The organism is Burkholderia sp. L-4 (assembly GCF_056856535.1).
The window spans coordinates 1,024,580-1,047,786 of the sequence record NZ_JBXEOX010000002.1; the positions used below are offsets into that span (position 1 = coordinate 1,024,580).

Annotated in this window: 21 protein-coding genes and 1 pseudogene; 11 read left to right on the plus strand and 11 right to left on the minus strand. The window is 66.3% G+C overall.

Annotation, left to right across the window (positions count from 1 at the left end):
• Positions 1-261: 261 nt before the first annotated feature.
• On the plus strand, positions 262-852 hold the full coding sequence (locus AC1VVG_RS21400; RefSeq protein WP_034188538.1) for a class I SAM-dependent methyltransferase: 591 nt from the start codon (positions 262-264) through the stop codon (positions 850-852).
• Positions 853-931: 79 nt separating this feature from the next.
• Here the strand turns inward: AC1VVG_RS21400 and AC1VVG_RS21405 are convergent, their stop codons facing one another.
• The 3 genes from AC1VVG_RS21405 to AC1VVG_RS21415 all read right to left on the minus strand — a co-directional run bounded on the left by AC1VVG_RS21405 (position 932) and on the right by AC1VVG_RS21415 (position 4,352).
• Complete coding sequence (locus AC1VVG_RS21405) at positions 932-2,071, minus strand: acyltransferase family protein (protein WP_482836179.1); 1,140 nt, start codon at positions 2,069-2,071, stop codon at positions 932-934.
• On the minus strand, positions 2,068-2,877 hold the full coding sequence (blaOXA, locus tag AC1VVG_RS21410) for an OXA-1043 family class D beta-lactamase (RefSeq protein WP_175901400.1): 810 nt from the start codon (positions 2,875-2,877) through the stop codon (positions 2,068-2,070). The genes AC1VVG_RS21405 and blaOXA overlap by 4 nt, the downstream gene beginning before the upstream one ends.
• A 323-nt stretch (positions 2,878-3,200) precedes the next feature.
• Positions 3,201-4,352 carry a porin gene (locus tag AC1VVG_RS21415; RefSeq protein ID WP_482836181.1) on the minus strand — a complete coding sequence of 384 codons (1,152 nt, stop codon included), beginning with the start codon at positions 4,350-4,352 and terminating at the stop codon, positions 3,201-3,203.
• 552 nt (positions 4,353-4,904) lie between these two features.
• Between AC1VVG_RS21415 and AC1VVG_RS21420 the strand changes: the two genes are divergently transcribed.
• From AC1VVG_RS21420 to AC1VVG_RS21430, 3 genes are all read left to right on the plus strand, one after another.
• Positions 4,905-5,942, plus strand: a complete 1,038-nt coding sequence (locus AC1VVG_RS21420) for an ABC transporter substrate-binding protein (RefSeq protein WP_482836183.1) — start codon at positions 4,905-4,907, stop codon at positions 5,940-5,942.
• 70 nt (positions 5,943-6,012) lie between these two features.
• Positions 6,013-6,978, plus strand: a complete 966-nt coding sequence (locus AC1VVG_RS21425) for an ABC transporter permease (RefSeq protein WP_034188532.1) — start codon at positions 6,013-6,015, stop codon at positions 6,976-6,978.
• Between the two features lie 14 nt (positions 6,979-6,992).
• Positions 6,993-7,814: a quaternary amine ABC transporter ATP-binding protein gene (locus AC1VVG_RS21430; RefSeq protein WP_053092594.1), complete on the plus strand. Its 822-nt coding sequence runs from the start codon at positions 6,993-6,995 to the stop codon at positions 7,812-7,814.
• A gap of 18 nt (positions 7,815-7,832) precedes the next feature.
• Here AC1VVG_RS21430 and AC1VVG_RS21435 read toward each other — a convergent pair whose 3' ends face one another.
• Positions 7,833-8,864, minus strand: a complete 1,032-nt coding sequence (locus tag AC1VVG_RS21435; protein WP_482836184.1) for an NAD(P)H-quinone oxidoreductase — start codon at positions 8,862-8,864, stop codon at positions 7,833-7,835.
• Positions 8,865-8,986: 122 nt separating this feature from the next.
• Here AC1VVG_RS21435 and AC1VVG_RS21440 point away from each other — a divergent pair, with 122 nt between their 5' ends.
• Positions 8,987-9,895 carry a LysR family transcriptional regulator gene (locus AC1VVG_RS21440; protein WP_482836186.1) on the plus strand — a complete coding sequence of 303 codons (909 nt, stop codon included), beginning with the start codon at positions 8,987-8,989 and terminating at the stop codon, positions 9,893-9,895.
• A 109-nt stretch (positions 9,896-10,004) separates the two neighbouring features.
• On the opposite strand, the gene AC1VVG_RS21445 is transcribed toward AC1VVG_RS21440, so the two are convergent.
• On the minus strand, positions 10,005-10,712 hold the full coding sequence (locus AC1VVG_RS21445; RefSeq protein ID WP_367188990.1) for a hypothetical protein: 708 nt from the start codon (positions 10,710-10,712) through the stop codon (positions 10,005-10,007).
• Between the two features lie 109 nt (positions 10,713-10,821).
• Between AC1VVG_RS21445 and AC1VVG_RS21450 the strand changes: the two genes are divergently transcribed.
• A complete protein-coding gene (locus tag AC1VVG_RS21450) occupies positions 10,822-11,724 on the plus strand; it encodes a LysR substrate-binding domain-containing protein (protein ID WP_034188529.1) in 903 nt (300 codons plus the stop codon).
• Between the two features lie 40 nt (positions 11,725-11,764).
• Here the strand turns inward: AC1VVG_RS21450 and AC1VVG_RS21455 are convergent.
• Positions 11,765-12,589, minus strand: a pseudogene (locus AC1VVG_RS21455) (GMC family oxidoreductase); the annotation flags it as partial.
• Between AC1VVG_RS21455 and AC1VVG_RS21460 the strand changes: the two are divergent.
• From AC1VVG_RS21460 to AC1VVG_RS21470, 3 genes are all read left to right on the plus strand, one after another.
• Positions 12,548-12,748, plus strand: a complete 201-nt coding sequence (locus tag AC1VVG_RS21460; protein WP_083286463.1) for a hypothetical protein — start codon at positions 12,548-12,550, stop codon at positions 12,746-12,748. The pseudogene AC1VVG_RS21455 and the gene AC1VVG_RS21460 sit on opposite strands and share 42 nt — an antisense overlap.
• Positions 12,749-12,913: 165 nt before the next feature.
• The gene (locus AC1VVG_RS21465) at positions 12,914-13,264 is read left to right on the plus strand and encodes a hypothetical protein (RefSeq protein ID WP_034188528.1); all 351 of its coding nucleotides are present in this window, start codon (positions 12,914-12,916) and stop codon (positions 13,262-13,264) included.
• Between the two features lie 146 nt (positions 13,265-13,410).
• Positions 13,411-13,971, plus strand: a complete 561-nt coding sequence (locus AC1VVG_RS21470) for a hypothetical protein (protein WP_034188527.1) — start codon at positions 13,411-13,413, stop codon at positions 13,969-13,971.
• Here AC1VVG_RS21470 and AC1VVG_RS21475 read toward each other — a convergent pair whose 3' ends face one another.
• Positions 13,972-14,847 carry a LysR family transcriptional regulator gene (locus AC1VVG_RS21475; protein ID WP_027782171.1) on the minus strand — a complete coding sequence of 292 codons (876 nt, stop codon included), beginning with the start codon at positions 14,845-14,847 and terminating at the stop codon, positions 13,972-13,974.
• 161 nt (positions 14,848-15,008) lie between these two features.
• On the opposite strand from AC1VVG_RS21475, the gene AC1VVG_RS21480 reads away from it, so the two are divergent.
• Together AC1VVG_RS21480 and AC1VVG_RS21485 are read left to right on the plus strand one after the other, a co-directional pair.
• Entirely contained in the window at positions 15,009-16,328 is a 1,320-nt protein-coding gene (locus AC1VVG_RS21480; protein WP_034188526.1) for a DUF3422 family protein, read from the plus strand.
• Positions 16,329-16,362: 34 nt separating this feature from the next.
• A complete protein-coding gene (locus AC1VVG_RS21485; protein ID WP_124670156.1) occupies positions 16,363-16,566 on the plus strand; it encodes a hypothetical protein in 204 nt (67 codons plus the stop codon).
• A 75-nt stretch (positions 16,567-16,641) separates the two neighbouring features.
• Here the strand turns inward: AC1VVG_RS21485 and AC1VVG_RS21490 are convergent, their stop codons facing one another.
• The 4 genes from AC1VVG_RS21490 to AC1VVG_RS21505 form a co-directional block, all read right to left on the minus strand.
• Positions 16,642-18,654, minus strand: a complete 2,013-nt coding sequence (locus AC1VVG_RS21490; protein WP_049033635.1) for a DUF2235 domain-containing protein — start codon at positions 18,652-18,654, stop codon at positions 16,642-16,644.
• Positions 18,655-18,670: 16 nt separating this feature from the next.
• Positions 18,671-19,126, minus strand: a complete 456-nt coding sequence (locus tag AC1VVG_RS21495; RefSeq protein ID WP_049033634.1) for a DUF3304 domain-containing protein — start codon at positions 19,124-19,126, stop codon at positions 18,671-18,673.
• 312 nt (positions 19,127-19,438) lie between these two features.
• A complete protein-coding gene (locus tag AC1VVG_RS21500) occupies positions 19,439-20,488 on the minus strand; it encodes a DUF4123 domain-containing protein (RefSeq protein ID WP_482836189.1) in 1,050 nt (349 codons plus the stop codon).
• The gene (locus tag AC1VVG_RS21505; protein WP_482836190.1) at positions 20,485-23,037 is read right to left on the minus strand and encodes a type VI secretion system Vgr family protein; all 2,553 of its coding nucleotides are present in this window, start codon (positions 23,035-23,037) and stop codon (positions 20,485-20,487) included. Before AC1VVG_RS21505 ends, AC1VVG_RS21500 begins: the two co-directional genes overlap by 4 nt.
• Positions 23,038-23,207: the final 170 nt, after the last annotated feature.

Genomic DNA, 23,207 nt, shown 5'->3' on the forward strand with positions numbered 1-23,207 from the left:
CGGCTCGTCGGCGCACGTGAGCGCGTGCATATGCTGCAGTGCGTCGATCGCCGGTCGGGCACGAATTGATCAGGCAAATCAGGGACAATCTTCACGTCGCCTTAAGTTTGCGTTTCCTAGAATCGATTGATCGCCGCGCGTCCCGCGGCGGACCGATTCGCCCAGGAGGATGCGCATGCCGAAGCACCGTGTCGCCGTAGCCTTGTTCCACGCAGTCATCCGCCTGTCGAGGCCGATGACGCAACCGCTCGAGGGTCGCCGATGATGTGGCCGAACGCATGGCGGGTCTCGGCGCTGTTCGTGCGCGAGTGGGTCGGCCGTCCGGCCGCGGTGGGGGCGTTGTGCCCGAGTTCGCGGCACCTGGCGCGCGAGATGGCCGACGCGGTACCGGCTGGCGACGGGCTGGTCGTCGAGCTCGGCGGCGGCACCGGCGCGATCACCGCGGCGTTGCTCGAGCGCGGCGTCGCGCCGCGGCGCCTCGTCGTGGTCGAACGCTCGCCCGCGTTCGTGCGGCATCTGCGACGGCGCTTTCCCGGCATCACGATCGTGTCGGGCGATGCGCGGCAGCTCGAGCGGCTGCTGCCGCCCGATGCGCGCGTCGATGCGATCGTGTCGTGCCTGCCGTTGCGCACGCTGCCGCGCGAGGACGTGGCGGCGATCGTCGATCAATGTCACCGCGTGCTGTCGGCCGACGGCGTGATGATTCAGTTCACGTACGACCTGCGGCCGCCCCGCCGCCATCCGCTCGGCGATGCGGCGTTTGTCGCCAGCGGCAGCCGGATCGTCTGGGCGAATCTTCCGCCCGCGCGCATCGTGACCGTGCGCTGTGCCGCCGCGGAATACGCGGGCTGACTCGATCGAAACGTCGTAAGCGGACCCTGGCCGTTTTTTCCGTTTTCGCCGCCGCGCGACAGGGATCGCCGCCGCCGCGCTACACGCGTGCGCGGTTCGTCACTTGCACCGCCGGCCGCAACGCGAGCCGCTTGATCAGGCGGTCGAGCGGCGTCGCGTAGCCGCGCGCGATGACGGCACTCAACCCGGCCGACAGCACCAGATACGCGACGAGCAACGCCAGCTTGCCGTCTCCGTGCGTGCCCGACGGCGGCCACGCCGTGCGCAACGCGCCGAGCACGATCAGGTGGAACAGATACAGCTCGTAGCTGAGCCGGCCGCTCCAGCGCAGCGGCGCGAGCACGCGACCGTGCGCGCGTTCGCGTTCGGCATGCGCGCCGATCAGCAGCACGGCGGTGCCGAGCGCCATCGCGGAGACGCCGGGCACATGGCTTTCGGCAATCGGCCACGCGAGATAGAGCGCCGTCATTCCCGCCGCGACGAGCCATTGCACGGGCGCGGCCGCGAGCACCTGCCAGCGCGCGCGTTCGGCCAGCAGCGCGGTGCAGCAGCCGATCGCGATGCCGTCGAAGCATGCAAAGTACGCATAAAGGAAGCCGCCTTCGTCGCCCGGATGCGTGTAGCGATACACGGGGCCGATCGCGGCGATCAGCAGCCAGAACGCGAACAGCCACCCGTCGCGGCGCAATGCGATGCACAGCAGCGGAAACGACAGGTAGAACACCTCCTCGACCGACAGCGACCACAGCACGCCGAGCGCGTAATTGACCCAGCCGTATGCGCCGATCAGCACGTTCATCCAGAACGTGAGCGACGCGAGGTTCACGAGCCAGTACGACACGGCGATGCCCTGCGGCGCATGGTTCGTGAAGATCGGCACGCCGGCCGCCGCGAGGCCGTTGACGAGCGCGAGCAGCAGAAGCAGGCAAGGGACGATCCGCGCGATACGCGACACGTAGAACGCGCGTACGTCGAGCGCGCCGAGGCTGCCCCAGCGGCGGCGCGCATTCGACGTGATCAGGTAGCCCGAGATCGCGAAGAACATCGTCACGCCGTAGTTGCCGTTGCGCACGATCGCGTGGATCGTGTCCCAGCCGAGCACGCGCGCGAGCGCGGTGTCGCGCAGCGGATACGCGATGTTGAAGTGATGCAGCAGCACGAGCAGGATCGACACGCCGCGCAGCAGGTCGATGCGTGCGTTGCGCGGTCCGGTGCTCATGGCGACGCGCCCGCTTCGGCGAGTGCCGGCAGCGCCGCGAGGAACGTGTCGCGCGAGCGCAGGCCGGCATTCGGCGTCTGCCGTGTGTCGTCCTGGATCAGGTTCGCGAACACCAGCGTGCGCGATCCCTTCGTCGCCCAGCCGACGAACCAGCCGTACGCATGCGCGCCGTCGTATTTGAGACCCGGCGAGCCGGTGCCGGTCTTGCCGTGCACGATCCAGCCGCCCGGTTGCGCGTCGATCAGCGTGATGCGCTCGGTCATGTCGTACGCATGCGCGCTGACGGGCAGCGTGCGGCGCACGATCTTGCGCATGAACGCGACCTGTTCGAGCGGCGAGATCCGCAGCGACGAATTGGCCCACGCGCCCATCACGCCGCTCAGTTCACCCTGCTTGCTGGTGACGTCGGCGTTGCCGTAACCGAACGCGCTGGTGTACTGCTGGAAGCGTGCCTGTCCGAGCGCCTGCGCGACCTGCTCCGAATACCAGAAGATCGACAGCTTCATCCAGCGCGCCGGGTCGGTCGGTTCGCGCCACGGCGCGCCGCCCCAGTCGGGATAGCCGGCGTGGAAGTCGAGCGTGGGCGTGTGCTCGTCCTTCAGCACGCCGGCGTCGAAACCCATCAGGCTGATCGCGACCTTGAACGTCGATGCGGACGTGACGCGGGTCGCGCAGTCGCCTTGCTGCACGAGCACTCGGCCGGTGGCGGCGTCGGCGACGACGGTGCAGACGGGATGGGCATGGGCGGATGCGGCGGCCAGGAGGCCCGTGGCGAAGGCCAGCAGCGCGGTGCGGCAGTGCTTCAAGTGTTGCTCCCTGGAAAGCGTGCGGAAGATGCGCGGGGCAGGCGGGGAAGCGGGCGGCCGCGCAATCGGAACGACGGCCTGCTTTGAAGGGGAGGGCGGATCGCGGCCGTCGGGATCACACAGTGTATCGGCTGATCGCGGGCCGTTGACCTGTCATGGTTGACGGGGTGCGTGCGGCTTTCGGCGGATGGGGCTGCCGGCGCCCGTCACGGCACGGCGTGATCCATGAAAAAACCGCCGGCAGGCTGGCGCTTGCGGGCGGGCGAAGACACCTCGGGCCGACCGGCGCGGGTGTCGCGTGAAGGAGGGAGAACCGGGTTGCGTCAGAACTTGTGGCGCAGCGCGAGGCGCACGGCCACCTGGTTCGACGTCGACGACGGTGCGTCGGTGCCGGGGATGAAAGCGTTGTCGAGGATCGAGTTCGTCTTGTCGCCGGCGATGTGCTGGTACGCGGCCTGCACGTACACGTCGGTGCGCTTCGACAGGTTGTAGTCGGCCATCAGCCCGACCGAGTGGATTTTCGGCTTCGCGTCGCCGGTCGATGCGTCGTACTTCTCGAGCGACAGGACGTACTGCGCGCCGACCATGAATGCCGGCGTGATCTGGTACGAGCCGTTCACCTCGAAGTTCTGGTACTTGATCGCGCTGACCGTCGCCCCCGGCGCGATGATCGCGCCCGGCGTGCCGAGGTAGCCGTTGCCGGTCGGGTTCTTGTAGTTCGCGTTCGTATACGCGAAGCCGACGGTCGCGGGCCCGAACGAGTAGTTGATGCCCGCGCCGAACACGCGCATGCGCTCGGCGATGTAGCTCGCGTCGTTCGCGGTGATCGCACCGGCCGAGCCGTCGCCCGGGCGGTTCGCCTGCAGGTAGGCGGCGCCGATCAGCAGCCCGTTGTTCTGGTACTGCGCGCCGAAGCTGTAGGCGCGGTTGTCCGAGAAGTTCGTGCTGTTGCTGAAGCTGTACGCGCCGCCGAACTGGAAGCCGCCGAAGTTCGGGCTCGCGTACTTGACGGTGTTGTCGAGCCGGAACGAGTTGTCGGTGTTGTCGTTGTCGAACGGATGCGCGAGCAGGTAGCCGCCCCAGTTGCCGTTGGCGGTGGTCGGCGCGAGATAGTCGACGACGGAATCGTACTGGCGGCCGAACGTCAGCGTGCCGTACTGCGTCTGGCTCAGGCCGACGTACGCCTGGCGGCCGAACATGCGGCCGCCCTGGTTGAGGCGGCCGGTGTTCACGTCGAAGCCGTTTTCGAGCTGGAAGATCGCCTTCATGCCGCCGCCGAGATCCTCGCTGCCCTTCAGGCCCCAGCGGCTGCCTTGTGCGTAGCCGCTGGCCATCTCGTAGACGTGGCCGGTGCCGACGTTGTTCGTGTAGTTCAGGCCTTCGTCGATCACGCCGTACAGCGTGACGCTGCTTTGCGCGAACGCGGGCGCTGCGAAGGTTGCCGTCACGGCGAGCGCCGTCAGGGTCTTTTTCATTGAGATCTCCGGGAATATCCAGCGTGTATCGGTTGTCGTGAGCGCGTCCGGCGAGGCGCGCCCCCGTCATCCGGGGCGATCCGGCGCCGCGCGCGGCGCCGGCAACGTGCGGCGGCGCGGCAACGGCGGCGTCGGGTCGTGTCTCCTCCGATGACACCGCGCATTCTTCCCAAGCCGATACGGATTCGAAAGCGAGTAATTTCGATGGACGGGATCGGGTTCGCCAATGGGGGCGGCGCAGGCCGTTTCGACAGTCGAAACGGCGGGGACGGCGCGGTCGTTCGACACCGGCCGGGCGGCGTTCGAACAGGCGCCCGCGCCGGGTCATGACCGGCTGCCTGCAATCGCCTGCAAGGCCCGTCCGGCGGGCCTGCTGGGGGCGACGGCGATCGATTGGCGCCGCCGATTGCAATGATCGGAATTACTCGTTTCCCTAAACAAAATGGCCGCTCGAACATGCAGGCTGACCGGACGTGGATGCATTCACGATGCGCCGGTTGCCGCGCATGCCGCGACGCACAAACAACAGATTCGATTTGGAGACGACCCACCATGCAGATTCGACGACTGAAAACGGTCCTTCTCGCCGCCGCGGCGATCCTGTCCGCGCCCGCGGTCCACGCGGCCGGCGGCGCGTGCGCCGACGGCAAGACGGTCCATTTCGCGGGCATCACGTGGGAGAGCGGGTCGTTCGCGACCGAGGTGCTGCGGCTGATCATGGAGAAGGGCTACGGCTGCAGGACGGACGTCGTGCCGGGCAGCACGGCCGCCACCGAAACGGCGCTCGCGCGCAACGACCTGCAGATCTGGGCCGAGCAGTGGACGGGCCGCAGCGAGATCACCGCGAAGGCCGTCTCGTCGGGCGCCGTGAAGCTGATCGGCGACACGCTGCCCGGCGGCACCACCGAAGGCTGGTTCGTGCCCGACTACGTGGTGAAGGGCGATCCGGCGCGCAACATCAAGCCGGTCGCGCCGGGGCTCGCGTCGGTCGACGATCTGCCGAAGTACAAGCAGGTGTTCGCCGACGAGGAGGAGCCTGACAAGGGCCGCTTCCTGAACTGCCCGACCGGCTGGGACTGCGAGCGCGTGAACACGCGCCTGTTGCGCGTGCTGAAGCTCGACCAGTCGTACACGAACTTCCATCCGGGCACGGGTGCGGCGCTGGATGCGGCGATCGCGTCCGCGTACCAGCGCGGCGCGCCGATCGTGTTCTATTACTGGGGCCCGGCCGCGCTGATGGCGAAATACAAGTTCACGGCGCTGAAGATGCCAGCCTTCAACGAAGCATGCTGGAAGACGCTGCGCGACGAGAGCAGCACGCATCAGTGCGCGTCGTCGTACATGGTGTCGCGACTGACGGTCGGCGTGTCGAAGCCGTTCGCCGATGCGAACCCCGATCTCGTCGGCGTGTTCGGCAAGGTGCGGTTTCCGATGGACTTCCTGAACCAGACGATCCTCGAGATGACGACGAAGAAGATCGACGGCGCGGCGATGGCCACGCAGTTCCTGAAGACCCGCCCGGACATGTGGAAGCAGTGGGTGCCGGCCGACGTCGCGCAGAAGATCGCCGGCAGCCTGAAGGGCGCGTAACCTGCGCGCGGCGGCGGGCCCGCGCTCGCCGCCGTCGTCACGCGCCTTCGCGGCGCGACGGAGAATCAACATGAACGGCTTCTTCCTGCACCTGTCGATCGCCGACTGGGTCAACCGCGCGCTCGAGACGTTCGTCGCGCAATACGGCGACAGTTTTCATCACTTCAGCACGCTGCTGCTGCGCTACCTGCTCGTGCCGCTCGAAGGCGCGTTGCGCATGGCGCCGCCGTGGCTCGTGCTGCTGGTCGTCGGCGCGATCGCGTGGAATGCGACGCGCCGCATCGGCCTCGGCGCGCTCTTCATGCTGCTGCTCTACGCGATCGGCTGCTTCGGCCTGTGGGACAAGCTGATGCAGACGCTCGCGCTGATGCTCGTCGCGACGGTGCTGTCGGTCGCGATCGGCGTGCCGGTCGGCATTCTGGCGTCGCGCAGCGCGTGGTTGCGGCGGATGCTGCTGCCGGTGCTCGACGTGATGCAGACATTGCCGAGCTTCGTCTACCTGATCCCGGTGCTGATGCTGTTCGGCCTCGGCAAGGTACCCGCGATCCTCGCGACGATCATTTACGCGTTGCCGCCGCTGATCCGCCTGACCGATCTCGGCATCCGCCAGGTCGATCCGGACGTGACGGAGGCCGCACGCGCGTTCGGCACCACGCGCTGGCAGCTGCTCGTCAACGTGCAATTGCCGCTCGCGCGGCCGAGCATCATGGCCGGCATCAACCAGACGACGATGATGGCGCTGTCGATGGTCGTGATCGCGTCGATGATCGGCTCGCGCGGGCTCGGCGAGGACGTGCTCGCGGGCATCCAGACGCTCGACGTCGGCAAGGGCACGCAGGCCGGCCTCGCGATCGTGATTCTCGCGATCGTGATTGACCGCATCAGCCAGGGCTTCGGTCAGGAGCGGCGCGCGCGGCGGCGGCTTGCGCAGCAGCGCCGGCAGAAGGGAGCATCGCGCGTGCCGTACCGGCTGCCGCGCAACGCGTCGGCGCCGAGCGTCGATTCGAATCAGGCGACGCAATCGTCGCGCGCATAGGAGCGGAGACAGACATGGCGACCATCGACGTCAAACACGTGTACAAGCTGTTCGGGCCGCAGGCCGCGCATGCGCGCGTGCTCGACCTGCTGCGGGCCGGCAGGCGCAAGGCCGACGTGCTGGCCGAAACCGGCTGCAACGTCGGGCTCAACGACGTGAGCCTCGGCATCGAGTCGGGCGAGATCTTCGTGATCATGGGGCTGTCGGGTTCCGGGAAGTCGACGCTCGTGCGGCACTTCAACCGGCTGATCGAGCCGACGGCCGGCGAGATCGTGATCGACGGCAGCGACGTGATCAAGCTCGACGCGCACGGGCTACGCGAACTGCGCCGCTACAAGGTCAGCATGGTGTTCCAGAACTTCGGGTTGCTGCCGCACCAGACCGTGCTCGACAACGCCGCGTATGCGCTGCGCACGCGGGGCGGGAAGCGGCACGACGCGGCCGACGCGGCGCGCAACTGGCTGACGAAGGTCGGGCTCGACGGCTACGGCGATCATTACCCGGACGAGCTGTCGGGCGGGATGCGGCAGCGCGTCGGGCTGGCGCGCGCGCTGGCGGCCGACACCGACGTGCTGCTGATGGACGAGGCGTTTTCGGCGCTCGATCCGCTGATCCGCACCGAGATGCAGGATCAGCTGCTCGAGCTGCAGGCGACGCTGTCGAAGACGATCGTGTTCATCACGCACGATCTCGACGAGGCGCTGCGCATCGGCGACCGCATCGCGATCCTGCGCGACGGCACGCTCGTGCAGGTCGGCACGCCCGACGATATCCTGTCGCGGCCGGCCGACGATTACGTGAAGCGGTTCGTCGAGAAGCGCACGAGCGTGAACTGACCTGGCGCGTCGTCTTGCTCAGGCCGCACGGTGCGCGGCCGTCGTCAACACGATCTTGCCGATGTGCACGCCCGAATCGATCAGCGTGTGCGCATCGCGCGCGTCGTCGAGCGAGAAGGACCGAAACACCTGCGGCCTGACCGTGCCGGCCGCGACGTGCGGCCACAGGTGCCGTTCCAGCTCGGCGATGAGCGCGCCTTTCTCCTCGGGCGTGCGCGAGCGCAGCGTCGAGCCGATGTGCGTCAGGCGCTTGGTCATCATCGGCCACACGTCGAGTTCCTTCGCCGGCCCGTTGAGCGCGCTCACCTGCAGGATCCGGCCGTTCGTCGCCGCGGCCCGGTAATTGCGCGCGACGTAGTCGCCCGCGATGATGTCGAGGATTACGTCCACGCCGCGGCCGGCGGTGATCCTGTCGACTTCGGCGACGAAATCCTCTTCCCGGTAATGCACCGCGTGATCCGCGCCCAGCCGCAGGCTCGCGGCGCGATGAGCTTCCGAGCCGACCGTCGTGATGACGGTCGATGCACCCATTGCCTTCGCGATCATCGTCGCGGTGGTGCCGATGCCCGACGCGCCGCCGTGGACCAGCACCGATTCGCCGGCCTGCAGCCGTCCGCGCTGGATCAGGTTCAGCCACACCGTCAGGAACGTTTCCGGCATCGCCGCGGCTTCGATCATGTCGAGGCCGGGCGGCAGCTTCATCGTGGTGAGGCGGTGGGCGACCGCGTATTCCGCGTAGCCGCCGCCCGTCACCAGCGCGCTGACCTGATCGCCCGGGACGAATTCGCGCACGGCCTCGCCGGTCGCGACGACTTCGCCCGCGAGCTCGAGGCCCGGGATGTCGGACGCGCCGGGCGGCGGGTGGTAGTGCCCCTTGCGTTGCAGCACGTCCGGGCCGTTCACGCCGGCGGCGTGAACCCGGATCAGCACTTCGTCGGCGTTCGGCCGCGGCACCGGGCGCCGTGTCGTTGCCAGCACCTCGGGGCCGCCGGGGCGGGTGATTTCGACTGCCGCCATGTCGGCGGGAAGGGGCGCGTGCGTACCGGACATGTTTGCCTCGCAACGGGTAGATGAGTGATCGGTGAAAAAAGTATAGGCTTCTGGGTTGATGAATTCGCGCAGCGATTTTCAAGACCACAGATGCAAATTTGCATCACTTCAGGAGAAGGCCTTTGAACTGGGACGACGCGCGGATTTTTCTCGCCATCCACCGGGAACGCAGCCTGCGCGGCGCCGCGCGGGTGGTCGGGCTCGACCAGGCGACGGTCGGCAGGCGGCTCGCGGCACTCGAGCGCGCGCTCGGCGCGACGCTGTTCCTGCGCACGTCGGCCGGTTACGTGCCGACCGCGGTGGGCGAGGTTGCGCTGCGCAACGTGGAGAAGATGGAGCAGTCGGTGATTGATCTGATGCGGCAGACCCAGGGCGTCGACCGGCGCCTTGCGGGTGACGTGCGCGTGACGACGACCGATACGATCGGGCTCGAATTCGTGATGTGCGCGATGCGCAACCTGCACGACGAGCATCCGGACGTGCGTGTGCTGCTCAACACGTCGACGCAGGTGGAGAATCTCGCCAAGCGCGAGGCGGACATCGCCATCCGCACGATCAAGCCCGACAACCCCGATCTGCTCGTGCGCCGGCTTGCTGCGTGGCCGACGGGGTTATACGCGTCGGCGGACTATCTGGACCGGCATGGCGAACCGGTGCCCGGCACCGGCTTCGACGGCCACGATCTCGTGTGCTTCCTGCCGCACCTGAATGCGCGCCGCCCGCTCACGATGGTCGGCGAGCCGGTTCGGGCCGGACGGATCGTGTCGGGGCTGAATTCGAATCTCATGCTGCGCGCGGCGGCGCGTGCCGGGCTCGGGCTCGCCGAACTCCCGGTGCCGATCGCGGAGCGAGACGGGCTGGTGCGCGTGTGGCCGGCGCGTACGTCGGCGCGCCCTTACGAAGTCTGGATGGTGACGCACAAGGATTTGCGGCACACCGCGCGGATGAGCGCGATGATCGATCACATCGTGCGGGTGTTCGACGCCGTGCCGGCATCGGGCGGTGCTTGGGGGGATGCCGGGCACGTGTGACGCGAGCCGGAAGGGCGGCAGGCCGCGACGGGATGCGGGCCGTCCGCGTCGATCGGCGCGGTGCAACGCGCCGTGCCGTGTTTCATTCCGGTTCGCGTATCGCCTGCCGTTACGGTTCGATCGACAGATACCGCGGATAGCGCCCGCTGCCGTAGTTGTCAGGCATCCTGCATTTCTGGTAACACTGCGTCAGCCGGAACGCGGCCTTCTCCCGGTCCGTGTCGTCGCCGTCCTGCAGCCAGATCGCGTGGCTTTTCTCCGCGAGCAGGATCAGCAGGCGCCGTCTGGTGGCCGACAGGGCCGAACGCTCCAGCAGGTCGCAGACGAGATTGGCCGTGACCATGCCGAACAGCCGGCGGTGCTCGCGGCAGTCGCTGGACGCGAGCAAGTGCATCGCTTCGGTGAATGCCGCTTCCGCCTCGGCCGCGGATTGTTGAAGCGTGATCGCGGGGAGCGCGAGTGCCGTGACGTAGAGGCGATCGTCGGCGTCGAACCGGTCGAGCGGCGCATGCAAGTCCCGCGATTTCTCGAGCACCGCATGCTGGCGATCGATCCGCCGGCGCGCATCGGCCGGTGCATCGTCGTGCGCGTCCACGAGTCGTTCGAGCGCGTCCATTCCCGCTTCCCAGTCGCCGAGATGCTCGCCGAATACATGCGTCACGAGCGCCGCCAGCTCGACGAGGTCCTGCGCGCCCATCGGGAGCGCCAGCCGTTCCCGCAGGCGGGTCGCGACCGCTATCGGCTGCTTCGTATGCTCCTGCCAGTCCCGGATCAGCAATTCGCGCAATGGCTCGTCGTGTACTTGCATTGTTTCCATGCATTCCTCCGTTCGGTTGCACGAATGGTAGGAGCGGGGATCGCGTGTGTACAGTGCAGGTTTGTCAGATATATGATGCATTCAACGCAAATCTGCGAGGAGCGCGGCGTTGAACCGAATCGACCTGAACCTGCTGCTGGCGCTGAAGGCGCTGATCGACGAGGAAAGCGTGTCGCGCGCGGCGCGCAGCCTCGATTTGAGTCCGTCCGCGATGAGCCGGACCCTTGCCCGCGTTCAGGACGCGATCGGCGACAAGGTGCTGGTACGCGCGGGCAAGGGCATGGTGGCGACCGAAACGGCGCGCCGGCTGAAGGCGCCGCTCGACCGCATCCTGCAGGATGTGGAACAGCTGCTCGGTGCGCAGCACCGGTCGATCGACGCGCAACGCGTGTTCAACATCAGCGCCAACGATGGATTCATCGATTCGTTTGCGGTGCCCATCATCGAGCAGGCGTACGCGGCATGGTCGCATGCGAAGCTGCGGTTCCTGCCCAAGCACGAGAAGACGGTGGCGCGGCTGCGCAGCGGCGAAGTCGATATCGAAATCGGCGTGATCGGCGAGACGGGGCCGGAAATCATGGTCCGCAAGCTGTTCGACGACCGCATGGTCGGCGTGCTGCGCAAAGGCCATCGGCTGGCGCGGCGCCGGATGACGCTGGACGCGTACCTGTCCGTGCCGCACATCAGCGTGTCGCGCAAAGGGCGGTTTCACGGGCCGATCGACGATGCGCTCGGCGAGCAGGGGCGCGAGCGGAACGTGATCGCGGTGGTGCCGAACTTCAAATCGGGCATCGAGCTGGCCCGGCGTTCGGACTGGATCGTGCAGGTGCCGGAGAAGCACACCGCTCAGGCCCGGCGAGACGTCGTGACGTTCGAGTTGCCGGTCGCGACGCCGGGGCTGGCGATCTCGATCATGTGGCATCCCCGCTTCGACCGGGACACGGTGCATGCCGGGCTGCGAGACCTGATCGTGAAGGTTTGCCGGCAGGTCGTGGACGCGGGGAACGGCTGAGGGCCGGCGGCCGCTGCCGGCCCTGCCGGCGTGGCGTCACTCACTGTGCGACCGTCTCCCGTTGCGTCGACGGCATGCCGGCCCGCTCCGCCAGCGCAGCCTCCGCCAGAATCAGGTCCGCGCCCTTCTCCGCGACCATCATCGTCGGTGCATTGATGTTGCCGGACGTGATGTTCGGGAAGACCGACGCATCGACGATCCGCAGCGCCTGCAGCCCGTGCACGCGCAGCGACGCATCGACGACGGACGTCGTCGCGTCGGGCCCCATCGCGCACGAGCCGCACAGGTGGTAGATCGATCCCGATTGCTCGCGGAAATACTGCAGCATCGCTTCGTCGGTGTCGACCTGCGGCCCCGGCGAGATTTCCTCGACGGTCATCGACTTCAGCGCCGGCGCGCGCATCAGCGCCCGGATCACCTTGCTGCCCTGCACGGCTTCGTCGAGATCCTTCTGCGTGGTCAGCGCGTTGATGTGGATCTTCGCGGCGTCTTCCGCGCGGTTCGACGCGATCTCGATCGTACCGCGGCTGGTCGGCCGGCACGGGTTGAACGCGATCAGGAAGCCCGAATACGGCTCGGGCTTGATGCTCGCACGGTCGCTCTTCGGAATCCGGTACGACAGCGGGTTGAAGTACAGCTGCAGGTTCGGCTCCCGCACGTCAGCCGAGCCGCGGAAGAAGCCGCCGGCCTGGTTCACGCTCATCGCGAGCGGGCCGCGCTTCGTCAGCAGGTAGCGCAAGCCGATCTTCATCTTGCCGAGCAGCGTGCCCATCTCGTCGTTCAGCGTCGGCCGGTTCGCCTTGAAGTAGAAGCTCACGCACAGATGGTCCTGCAGGTTGCGGCCGACGGCCGGCAGCGCATGCGCGTGCTCGGCGAGGCGGACGGATTCCCGCCGCTGCCGGCGGCCGATCTCGAACTGCATCGCTCGCCCGGCATCTGCGATCCGCTGACCGACGATCTCGTGTCGCTGATCGAATCGATGGTCGACGAACGACGGCGCGCGTCGCTCGAGGCGTTTGCATAGCGCAGCGGTCGCGCGGCAGGGGAGGCGTGGGGTCGAATCGGTACGGCGCGCTGCGCTCCGCATGCCGTTTTTTGCGTCGCCGCGACATTTTTTTGCACGACGTTTATGCCGTCTCTTCTAAGCTGGGGGACATGTCGAACAGCCGGGACGGCTCCCGTCCGCTCCATGACCTTCATCCATCCCTTTCCCGCCTTCGATGTCGCCGGCCGCCAAATGCGCGCCGGCACCCGCACCCGCGTCATTCCGTTGCCGCCGCCGCGCCCGCGCCTGCAGTTGCCCGTCACGCTGACGGCCGATTCCGGCGAGCACGCGCGCGAGCGGCTCGCGGCGCTGCTGCATTCGCCGCTCGGCGTGTATGTCGTCCGCGCCCGCGCGGTGCGCGACGTGATCCACGTTCATTTCGAGATCGCGCCGGAAGACCTGGACTTCACGCTGCACATGCTGATCGCGCAGCAGGCCGATGCGGTGATCGGGCCCGTCGCGCGCCGGTTGCATGTCGGGCCGCGGGCCCGGTGATGCGGGGAACGGTTGTTGCTCGTACACGGACGGTTCGTTTGCTCCGCCGCCGGATCGCCGGTCGCCATGGCTGTCCATCGGCCGGCGGCGCCGGAGGTTCGCGCGCCGCGTCGTGCGCGGCGCTACCCCCTGAATACGGAGTGACCATGTACATCCCGGAAGAAGTGCGTGTCGCGCGGCCGGCAAGCCGTCGCGCGCGGACGGCATCGCTGCCGTCAGGGCAGCAACTCGCGCGTCAGCTGCTGACGACGGTACGCGTGGCCGAAGTGCTGCTGCATCAGGCGATCGTCCTGCCGCCCCGGCATCAGTGGTCGGTCGACACCGAACGGGTCGACGCGATCGGCGGCCCGCTCGCGGCGTGGGAGACCTGCGTGATCTGGCGGATCGGCAAGGTATTCGGCGCGACGGTCAGCCCGGCCGCGCGCGTCAACGATCCCGTGCAGGTGGCGGTCGAGATCCGGCTTTATCTGCCTGAGCAGGCGTATGTGGCCGGGCAGCGCGTGAGCGTCTTCGGGCGTCGTCACGGCCATCGGTTCGGTGCGACGCTGTCGGTCGCATCGGGCGCGCAGTGGGGCGGGCGGCGCTCCGAGCACGTGGCCCCGGAACACCGGTACGTGTGCGGCGACACGCTCGAAGCGCTCGTCGATGCGGTCGCCGCGCATGTCAACGCGGCGCTGGGCGCGGCAGGGTTCGGCGCGACGCGCTGATCACGCGTCGCCGGTCTGCCCGGTCTGGCGCTGCAGGTCTTCCATCAGTTGTTCCGCGAGAAAGTCGCACGGCGGCCGCTTCGATTTCGTGCTGCGCGCGAGGATCAGTTCGAGCGGCGGCAGGTCCGGCAAGCCGTGCGAGCGGCCGAGCATCGACAGTTGCGCGGGAATCGCGCAGCGCGCGAGCGGCGCGACCGCGAGGCCGGCCTCGACCATGCTGAGCAGCCCGAGCAGGCTCGGGCTTTCATACGACGTGCGGTACGGCACCTTCGCGCGTTCGAGGCTGCGGATCGCGTTCTCGCGCGCGACGCTGCCCGGCATGAACACCGCGATCGGCAGCGGCCGTTCTTCCCAGACGCGCGGCCCGTTCGTCATCGCGGCCCACGCCATCGGCTCGTGGCGGATGAAGTCGCCGGTCAGCCCCTTGATGCGCGTGCCGCACACGAGATCGACGGTGCCCTCCTTGATCAGCGGCGCAAGCGCACTGCTCGGCAGCCCCATCACCTGGATCTCGACCTTCGGGTAGGTCGCCGAAAATTTCTTCAGGACCGACGGCAGCAGCGACGACGCGTAGTCGTCCGGCACGCCGATCACGACCTTGCCGGTCACTTCCGGCCGCACCACGGCCGCCCACGCCTCGTCGCGCAGCGCCAGCATTCGTCTGGCGAATCCCAGCAGCACCTCGCCCTCGCGCGTCAGCACGATGCTGCGCGGCTTGCGCACGAACAGCGGCCGGCCGATCGCGTCCTCCAGGCTCTTGATCTGCATGCTCACGGCAGACTGCGAGCGGTTCACGGCCTCGGCCGCGCGGGTCATGTTGCCGGTCTCCGCGACGGCGACGACGGTGGCCAGCACGTCGTGATCGAGCATCTTCATCGGTATCAGGAAAACTGAACGTAACGATCAACATTATGCGTTTTTATTGTTGATGTGTGTCTGCCATAGTGCGATCACGCTGGCGTCCTGCCCACGGGTGGCGCGGCATTCAGGCCGGTCGACCCGGTGGGCAGCACTGAACGAGGAAGCGTGGTGTATCGATGATCGACCATCCGTTGCGCGCCGCGCTGGCCGCCGAATTGCATGCCAGGCCGTTTCTGCGGCTCGCCGAAGCCGTGTCGCTCACGCACTACGCGATCTACGCGGACGGCCAGCCCGATATCCACGAAACGCTGCTGCACGCGCTGTGCCGCGACACCGGCATTGCCGCGCCGCACGAAGGCGCGACGCACCACGCGGTGCAGTCGCCGTGCGGCTGGCACCTGAAGTGGGAGCGTCACACCGAATTCTCGACTTTCACGTTCGTCGCGCCGCGTCGTGACACCGGCTACTTTGACGATCTCGCGATCGAAGGCATTCCGGCCGCGTGGTTCGCGCGGCTGGCCGGCATCCGTTTCGTCGCGGTGAGGATGGAGCTGCTGTCGGGCGACGCCGCGCGACGCGTGTGCGGCGACCTGCGGCGCTGGATCGACGGGCCCGCGCTCGTCGGCAGCAACGTGCTCGGCGGCGGCAAGGTGTTCTGCGACTGGCACGTGCGCGACGACGGTTTCATGCGTTTTCTCGTCATCGACGAGGATTTCCGCGAGGAGCAGGGCGGCCGCCTGCTGCAGCGCCTGTATGAAATCGAAACGTACCGGATGATGGCCTTGCTCGCGTTGCCTGTCGCGCGCCGGATGAGCCGCGAGCTCGACGAGATCCACGCGGCGCTGCATGCGTTGATGCAGCGGATGGACGCGAGCGGCGCCGACGGCGACGACACGGCGCTGCTCGTCAAGCTCACGCATCTCGCGGTGCGGGTCGAGTCGCTGGCGGGGGCCGGCGCACGCTTCAGTGCGTCGCGCGCGTACGAAAAGCTCGTGCTGGCGCGCATTCAGGAACTGCGCGAAGAGCGGATCGAAGGGATGCCGACGATCGCCGAATTCATGGAGCGGCGCTTCGCGCCGGCGATGGAAACGTGCCGCAGCGTATGGGCGCGCCACGAGCAGATCGCCGCGCGGATCGCCCGCGCGGTCGACCTGCTGCGCACGCGCGTGAACCTCGCGCAGGAAAAGGACGTGACGCGCCTGCTGGCCGGGATGGAGCGCACCGCGCGCAACCAGCTTCATCTGCAGCATGCGGTCGAAGGTCTGTCGGTGGCGGCTATTTCGTACTACGTGCTGTCGCTCGCGACGGCGGCGTTCAAGGCGCTGCACGTGATGAACCTGCCGGTCGATCCGGAGCTGGCGGAAGGCCTGCTGATCGCACCGGTCGTGTTCGCGGTGATCCACATCACGCGGCGCACACGTGCGCAGCTTGCGCGGTCGGAAGCCGCGCATGACGGTGCGCCCGTGCAGGTGACGGCGTTGAAGCGCGTCGGTTAGTTGATCAAGAACACAATCAAGGAAAGGAGTGGAGATGACTTTTTCGCAGAATCAAGCGGGGTTTTACAGCGGTTTCGATGCAGCGTTCGACGAGCCGGCATCGGACGATGCCGGTGTGCCGGAAGCGGCGCGCGTGACGTCGTATCAGGCCGTGCTGCAGGAACCGATGACGTCGCTCGTCGGGAATACGCTCGACCGGCCGGAGGTCGCGGCGGTGGCGATTCTCGGGTACAACTGACGCGGGGTTGAGCGTATGAGCCCTCCGGCTGCCTATGCGCCGGGCGGATTTGGCGGTTGGTGCGGCCTGAGCCGCTCAGTCGCCGGAGAGATCGCCGATCGAAGCGCCGTGAGGAATCTGGCCGGACGTGACTTGCCGGACGTATTCGTTCTGGGCGTCCTTGATGTTCTTGGAGATGTTGCCGAGGACTTTCTTGATGTAGTCTTTGGCGGCGTCGGTCTGGCGCGCCATCCAGCCCTTCTCTTCGATTTCGCGAAGTTGCATGAATACGCCGTCGCCAAGCGACACGTTGTTGAGCCGCGTAATCGTGTTATGCACGAAGTTGTCGAAGAACGCGATCACTTCCGGCGTCAGCTTTGGCGGATGTACCCATGCGGTGGCCAGTGCGCGCACCGTTTTGTCCGAGATGTCGTCGACCGTCCGGCGTTCGCCGAAGGTCGACTGCGGAACCTTGGAATTCGGATCCTGGCCCTTGTAGTACCAGTCCCGACCTTCGTAGTCCGGCAAGCCGCCGCCACTCGTGAAGATAGCGTTGTAGACGTCGGCATCGATGGTGTTGATGAAAAGATTGCTGCCGCTGCTGGAGTGGCCCGTGCGATCGTGAACAGAGCGTGCCCACGACACGAACAGCTTCTGATGTTCGAGGAAGTGTTTCTCGAGCGGACCGTTTGTTTTCGGCAGCATCGCGGTGTACGCACCGAACAGATCGTTGACGTTGAGATCCTTGCCGTTGACATTGACAGTCTTGCGATACTCGAATTCGCGTGCCGCCAATGGGGATATCGTGCGCAGCTTGGCAAGCGGCAGCAGCGGCACACCCGCGGACCATGCACGATCGAGCATGTTTCTTGCGGAGACACGTGCCAGCTCGGAGGATTTTTGATCCTCGCCGTCCAGGAAGCCACCTCCGACGTCCGACTGACTGCCTGGATAGACGATCTCCAGCAGGTTCGCGTGGTCCGGCGATTTTCGCGGTGAATCCAGGTTCTTGTAGAAGCGCAGCTCCGTTGCGGCGACGTGATGGACAATCGATTTGAATTCCTTCTGGATGTCGAATTGCCCGAGCGACTGCTTGGACAGGGCGAGGAAGAAACTCAGCCCCTTGATGCTGATGCTGGCGGCCTTGCCTTCGCCGGGGACGACGCCAAGTACAGGCGCGACGACTTTCGTGAAGATCGAATCCGCATAGGACGTCGATACGCAATCGAACAGCCCCATGAAATCGAACTGGACCTCGATGCCGGCGTAAGTGATCTTGCCGTCCTTTTGCTTGCAGGTCTTTCCAATCAATTCGTTTGCGAATTTCCGGCCGATGACGCCGCCGCGGTCATATCCGAAAATCGCCACACGAATGCGCTTGATTTCGCGCGGATCGGCTGAGGTGGCGTGTGCGACGTTATTCTTGAAATCCGCAATAGCCTTGTTCACCCGTGCATCAAATCCCGTACCCATATAACCTGCAGCGAATTCACTGTCCCGGACAACTGGAATGGAGTCTGCCGCGATGGTCGTGGCGGCGGGTAGCAGGGCACCAGCCACTTTTCCCGGCGTCACTGATTCCTTGATTTGATTTCTCGCGGTCTCTCCCGCATGCTCCAGCCCGTCGAGGACCGACGATGTGCCTCGTGACAACAATCCTTTGTCGGCAGGCGAGTCGCGAAACCGCTGGGCGATGTCGGCGGCGATCTTCTTGCCAGGATCCTTGATCACTTTGGCGTCGGCTTCCTTGAGCAAGGCGGCTTCGGAATCGGTCAGGACTTTCTTGATCGCACCGACCGTTTGCCCCGACAAGTCCCGGCCCATGCCTTCGTAATACATTTTGTAGATGCCGAACTCATCGCTGCTGTCAGCGTGCGCGTTGAAGAGACGCGCGATATTCGACAAACGATCAGTGTCGGCCAGGCTCTGTGCGAAACCGTCGAAGAAGAAGCTCTGATAAATTTCCTGATTGCAACGAAAACACGGGCTGGGCGGCTCGGCCGGAAGTTGCGCGCTGACGCTCGCGGCGCGTGTGGCCCGCGATGCAGCCGATGCCGATTCGGACTGGCTTTTTGAGGCGCCTTGTGCGGCGATGGTTTCGTCCGACATGTTTCCCCCCGCTGGACTAGTTGGTGGCGCGCATGCGCGGCATCGTCGGATATTCGACCCACTGCGCTTCGATCCTGCGCTCAGGCAGGAAATGGAACTCGATATAGCCGTCGCGCTTGTTCGGTAGCTTCGGAACGGCGACATCCGTCTCGTAGATTTCCGGCGACAGGTTCTTGGCGTCCTCCTCCGGGGTCAGGTCGTACGTGATCTTGAGGTGCCAGTTCTTCTTGTTGCGCGGCACCTCCATGCAACAGACGGTGCCGCCGCCCCCGCCGAATTGGCGGGCGTGCACGCTGCCTGCGCCGAAGCCGTCCACGACGAAGTTGTAGACACCTCGCTCGGTGTAGTTGAAACCCACGACGCGATAGGGGCCGTAGCTTGTGGTCTGTGCATGCACCCACCATGCGCCGCTCAACAGCAGCGCCGCGATGACGATGGGGTTGCGAATGAGGCGGCGAAGCAAAGTCAGCATGTCGATGTTCCTGTCATTCAGTTCGTCGCGGACGACGCATTGCTCGTTGTATTCGGGTTACGCGGATCGGTTGGAACTGCCGCCCATCGAGCGTCGATCCTGCGGTGCGCGCGCAGATTGCCCGCCCCAAACCCGTCGATCCTGAAACGATAGATACTCCGATCGGTGAAGTTGTCCCCGATGATGCGATACGGTCCGTCGCTCCCCGCATGTGCCAACGCAGTCCGCAAACCGCCAGCGGCTACCGCGCCCGCTTCGACGGCCCGCCGCATCCTATACGTCAATTCGTGCACCATCCTCATCTCCCGTCGCTCAACCCACGTCAGGCGACGCGTCGGCCGCTGCTGCTTCGGCATCCCGCGACTCGCCGGCATATCCGGCGAGCGGATGCGTATCGAGCAACGCAGCCCAAACGTCCGCATCGACATCCGCGAGCGTTGACGACATTGGCGGAGGCGCTGCTCCGCGCGCGGCGATTTTCTCGGCGATCGCCGGATGCGCATCGAACGCCGGATGCACGTTCATCCCGATCAGCGCGAAATACGCGAGATCGTTCTCATTCACGAGCCCATGCCGGCTCCGCGCTCGCGCGACCAGATCCTTCACGTAGCGAATGCCCCAGCGGTTCGGCACCGCGGACATCGGCGGCAGAAATTCGTCACGCAACCGGAAATACAGCGTCTCCGCAAATCCCTCGTGCGCGAGTGCATCGTACTGCGCCTCCGTGAACACGATTGGCGTCGCGGCGGCGGCGGGGAGCTGTCCCTTTTCCTCGCCGACGATGCTCTCCCACGGATCGAACCGATAACGCAGTTCGACGAACGTTGCCAGCAGTTCGCGCCGTTGCGCAGGCGTCAGGATCGGCACGAGGTTTTCGAGAATCGACGGATCGTAGTAGCGCAGCAGCGCTTGGCGCGTATCCGGCAACGTCGCCTCGGCAAGCGGATGCAGGTACGCGGCGAGCACGGGCAATGCATGACCGGTCGCGAGCCACACGACGAGATCCGAATCGCTCCCGGCATTCAGCAGGTCGAACATCGTCGTGCGCGACGCGTCGTCGTCCGCCGTCAGGTCGAGCAGGAACGGGCCGATTTCGGGCCGCGACGCTTCGAGCATCGTGTCCGGATACAGCGACTGCCACGCGATGCCGCGTGCTCGTGCCGCATCGAGCATCGTATCGTCCAGCGCGCCGTCGACGAGCGCCAGCAGGCGCAGCGCGCGGGTTTCCGCGGCTTGCCGCGTGCGATGCCAGTCGCGCAGATCGTCATACCGTTGCGCGACGGTCGTGCGCGGCCACTGAGCCGGCAGCGGCAGCGCGCGCGTCAGGTCGTGAAACGGCTTCATCGAGGCGGCGGATGTCATGTACGAGGCGTCAATGGGGATTTCGTTTTTGCGGCGCTGCGCCGGCATTCCGAACATACGCCTTCGGGCAAGCGCGGCATCGGGTAGTCAGTGCTGGCAGGGCCCGAGAAGCTGTGATCGCCGCCCTTGAAATCCACCTTGCCGGGTGCGTGGATCTCGATGTTGCCGTTGCCGATGCGGATATATGCACCGCCGGACGTCAGCAGGATCGGTTGCTTCGACGCGACGTCGATCTGCGCCGTGGCGGCGACGATCTTCACGGTCTTCTGCGCGGTGAGTTCGACATCGTCGTTGTGTGCGCGGATCTCGATCTTGCCCTGGCCGGCGAACAGCTTCATCCCGGCGTTCTGTACGAACAGACTGACCGAAGAGATCACGCTCGCGACCAGCGATTTTCCCACCGCGATGTGGGTGTTCTGGCCGCTGACGATGTTGACGTGCCGGTCGGCCACCATCTGCAGCGACTGCTGGCTCGCCAGCCCGATGCCGGCCGGGCTGCCGAACAGCATCACGGGCTGCGTGAACGCATTCGCGTTACCGGTCCCGCCACCTGACGTGCGTCCGCCCGATGCCGCGCCGGGCAGGCTCTGCTGGGTCGCGTCGGTAAACGTCTTCAGCGCGTCGCGACCGGGGCTCAGCGTGTCTGCCTGGTGCGTTTCGCTCACATCGGACAGCGATTCGAGCAAGCCTTCGGCGCCGACGAGCTGTTGCTGCGCCTCGCGCACGTCGAGCGGCTGGCTCGACAAGGACTTCGGATGCGTCGTGACGTACAGGCCCTGGTTCGCGCGTATGGCGCCGTATGCATCGGTTCTCAGGTCGAAGCCGCTGCCGACGTACGCGCCGCGCGTGTTGCCGGACTGCTCGATCAGATAACCGACATGCAGCAGGCTGTTGGCGGTGCTGCTGTAGAGCTGCGAGCGGTTCTGCCCGGTCGCGTCATCCATCACGAGCTGGTTGTAGCCGCTGCCGGCGTATTCCTTCGAGCGGAAGCCGGACAGCAGGCCATCCGTGTGCCACTGCGGTTTGGTCGCGCCGTTGTAGAGCCGCGCGGTGACGATCGGCCGGTCACAGTCGCCGGACATCCAGTCGACGACCACTTCCTCGCCGATGCGCGGCACGTGCACGCTGCCGTACCCGCCACCCGTATCCGACGACGCGACGCGCAGCCAGCACGACGCGCGCTCGTCGCCTTCGTTCAGGCGATCCCAGTGGAATCGGACCTTGATCCGGTTCAGCTCGTCGGTATGCACTTCCTCGCCTTTCGGCCCCGCGACGGTCGCGGTCTGCAGGTGCATCTCGGGCTTTGGATGCTCGAACGGGCTGCGGAACGGCACCGTCTGGCGCTGTGCCTCGATCTCGACGAGATAGAAGCCTTCGCTGCCGTCGGCGTGGCGCACGGTCATCGCGCCGGCTGCGTCGCCGAGCTGTGCCTTCATCGCGTCGAACTGCGCGGCCAAGCCGTGCGGAAAATGCGATGGCGCAGCCGGAATGTTGTTCTTGATCCACCAGACCGTCTCGACGACGGCAAACTGGTTGCCGTCCTGTTCGGACGGCGGATGGGCTGCATGGTCGGTCAGCTCGAACACCCGGCCCGCGTCGATGCCGCGCATCCCGCCGATGCCGCGGAACCGCTTTGCGCGCGACTCCCATTCTTCCATCCGGATGGTCGACTGGCGGTTGCCGTCGCCTTGCGCGCCGTACGTATAGGAGCCCGTGTACGTATACACCTCGGCCTGGTTCGGCAGGTCGCCCTGATCCGGACGGGTCGGGACATCGGTGCCCTTCGGGTTGAGCGCGGTGCCGGGCAACTTGTAGTCGAACGTGCGCGTCGTGTAATGACTGCTCTGCAGGGTGCGCGTGCCCGACCATTGGACGAGCGCCTGGGTTTCGTCGTCCGAGGCCGTGCGCTGGAATGGCACGCGGGCCGGTGCGGCGGCGGGCAGCGAACGAAGCGAATCGGTGATCACCAGCGTGTGGTGCGAGCCGTCCTCGGCCTGCTCGAAATAGCCGAACAGGCCTTCGTCCTCGAGCAGGCGATGGACGAAATGCCAGTCATGCTCAAACTGCATGCAGAACGACCGGTTCCGCAGCGGTGCCGAGAGCGCGAACCGGAACATGCCTGCAGCTTGCGGATGCTGATTGAAGACATCGGTCAGGATTTCGTCGGCAGTGCGGTCCTGCCAGATGCGCTGGTCGCGGCGGTACCGGAGGAACCCGAGCCACGACATGAAACGGATCTGGTACGCGGTGATTCCGCCGTCGAAGCCGAGCCGGCGCGCGGTCTGCACGTAGCCGTGCCACGGCAGATAGGTGTCGCCTTGCTGTTCGATCCACAGCGTGACGGGCTGCGCAATCAGCTTCTTCAGCTCGATATTGTCACGGGTCGAGACGGCGTCGACGGTCAACGTGAAATCGCGGCCCAGCCGCGATACGCCGTGAACGGTCTGGGGCACCAGGACATTCTGGCCCAGCGGCGTATCGAGCTTGAGTAGGCGTGCTTGCTGAAACAGGCCGCCGCTGATCGCGCGAACCAGTTCTCGGGAATTCATCGTCGTGGCCCTCTTGAATCGAGAACGATGAGCAGGGGGGGCGATTCGACCGCCGGTTTTATCGTACAAATTCTCTCGATCGGCGATTTTACAGGATAAATCGCGGAACTTCGGCGTCGCGGCGCCGGCGGGTAGCGCCGCCCCGACGCGTCACACGCGATCGGCCCGCC

Coding starts and splice junctions, on each gene's coding strand:
- AC1VVG_RS21425 (WP_034188532.1), top strand. CDS start 6,013: ATGAACGGCTTCTTCCTGCACCTGTCGATCGCCGACTGGGTCAACCGC.
- AC1VVG_RS21460 (WP_083286463.1), top strand. CDS start 12,548: ATGGTCCTGCAGGTTGCGGCCGACGGCCGGCAGCGCATGCGCGTGCTC.
- AC1VVG_RS21420 (WP_482836183.1), top strand. CDS start 4,905: ATGCAGATTCGACGACTGAAAACGGTCCTTCTCGCCGCCGCGGCGATC.
- AC1VVG_RS21415 (WP_482836181.1), bottom strand. CDS start 4,352: ATGAAAAAGACCCTGACGGCGCTCGCCGTGACGGCAACCTTCGCAGCG.
- AC1VVG_RS21400 (WP_034188538.1), top strand. CDS start 262: ATGATGTGGCCGAACGCATGGCGGGTCTCGGCGCTGTTCGTGCGCGAG.
- AC1VVG_RS21435 (WP_482836184.1), bottom strand. CDS start 8,864: ATGTCCGGTACGCACGCGCCCCTTCCCGCCGACATGGCGGCAGTCGAA.
- AC1VVG_RS21445 (WP_367188990.1), bottom strand. CDS start 10,712: ATGGAAACAATGCAAGTACACGACGAGCCATTGCGCGAATTGCTGATC.
- AC1VVG_RS21475 (WP_027782171.1), bottom strand. CDS start 14,847: ATGAAGATGCTCGATCACGACGTGCTGGCCACCGTCGTCGCCGTCGCG.
- AC1VVG_RS21505 (WP_482836190.1), bottom strand. CDS start 23,037: ATGAATTCCCGAGAACTGGTTCGCGCGATCAGCGGCGGCCTGTTTCAG.
- AC1VVG_RS21495 (WP_049033634.1), bottom strand. CDS start 19,126: ATGCTGACTTTGCTTCGCCGCCTCATTCGCAACCCCATCGTCATCGCG.
- AC1VVG_RS21490 (WP_049033635.1), bottom strand. CDS start 18,654: ATGTCGGACGAAACCATCGCCGCACAAGGCGCCTCAAAAAGCCAGTCC.
- AC1VVG_RS21430 (WP_053092594.1), top strand. CDS start 6,993: ATGGCGACCATCGACGTCAAACACGTGTACAAGCTGTTCGGGCCGCAG.
- AC1VVG_RS21480 (WP_034188526.1), top strand. CDS start 15,009: ATGATCGACCATCCGTTGCGCGCCGCGCTGGCCGCCGAATTGCATGCC.
- AC1VVG_RS21485 (WP_124670156.1), top strand. CDS start 16,363: ATGACTTTTTCGCAGAATCAAGCGGGGTTTTACAGCGGTTTCGATGCA.
- AC1VVG_RS21405 (WP_482836179.1), bottom strand. CDS start 2,071: ATGAGCACCGGACCGCGCAACGCACGCATCGACCTGCTGCGCGGCGTG.
- AC1VVG_RS21470 (WP_034188527.1), top strand. CDS start 13,411: ATGTACATCCCGGAAGAAGTGCGTGTCGCGCGGCCGGCAAGCCGTCGC.
- AC1VVG_RS21465 (WP_034188528.1), top strand. CDS start 12,914: ATGACCTTCATCCATCCCTTTCCCGCCTTCGATGTCGCCGGCCGCCAA.
- AC1VVG_RS21500 (WP_482836189.1), bottom strand. CDS start 20,488: ATGACATCCGCCGCCTCGATGAAGCCGTTTCACGACCTGACGCGCGCG.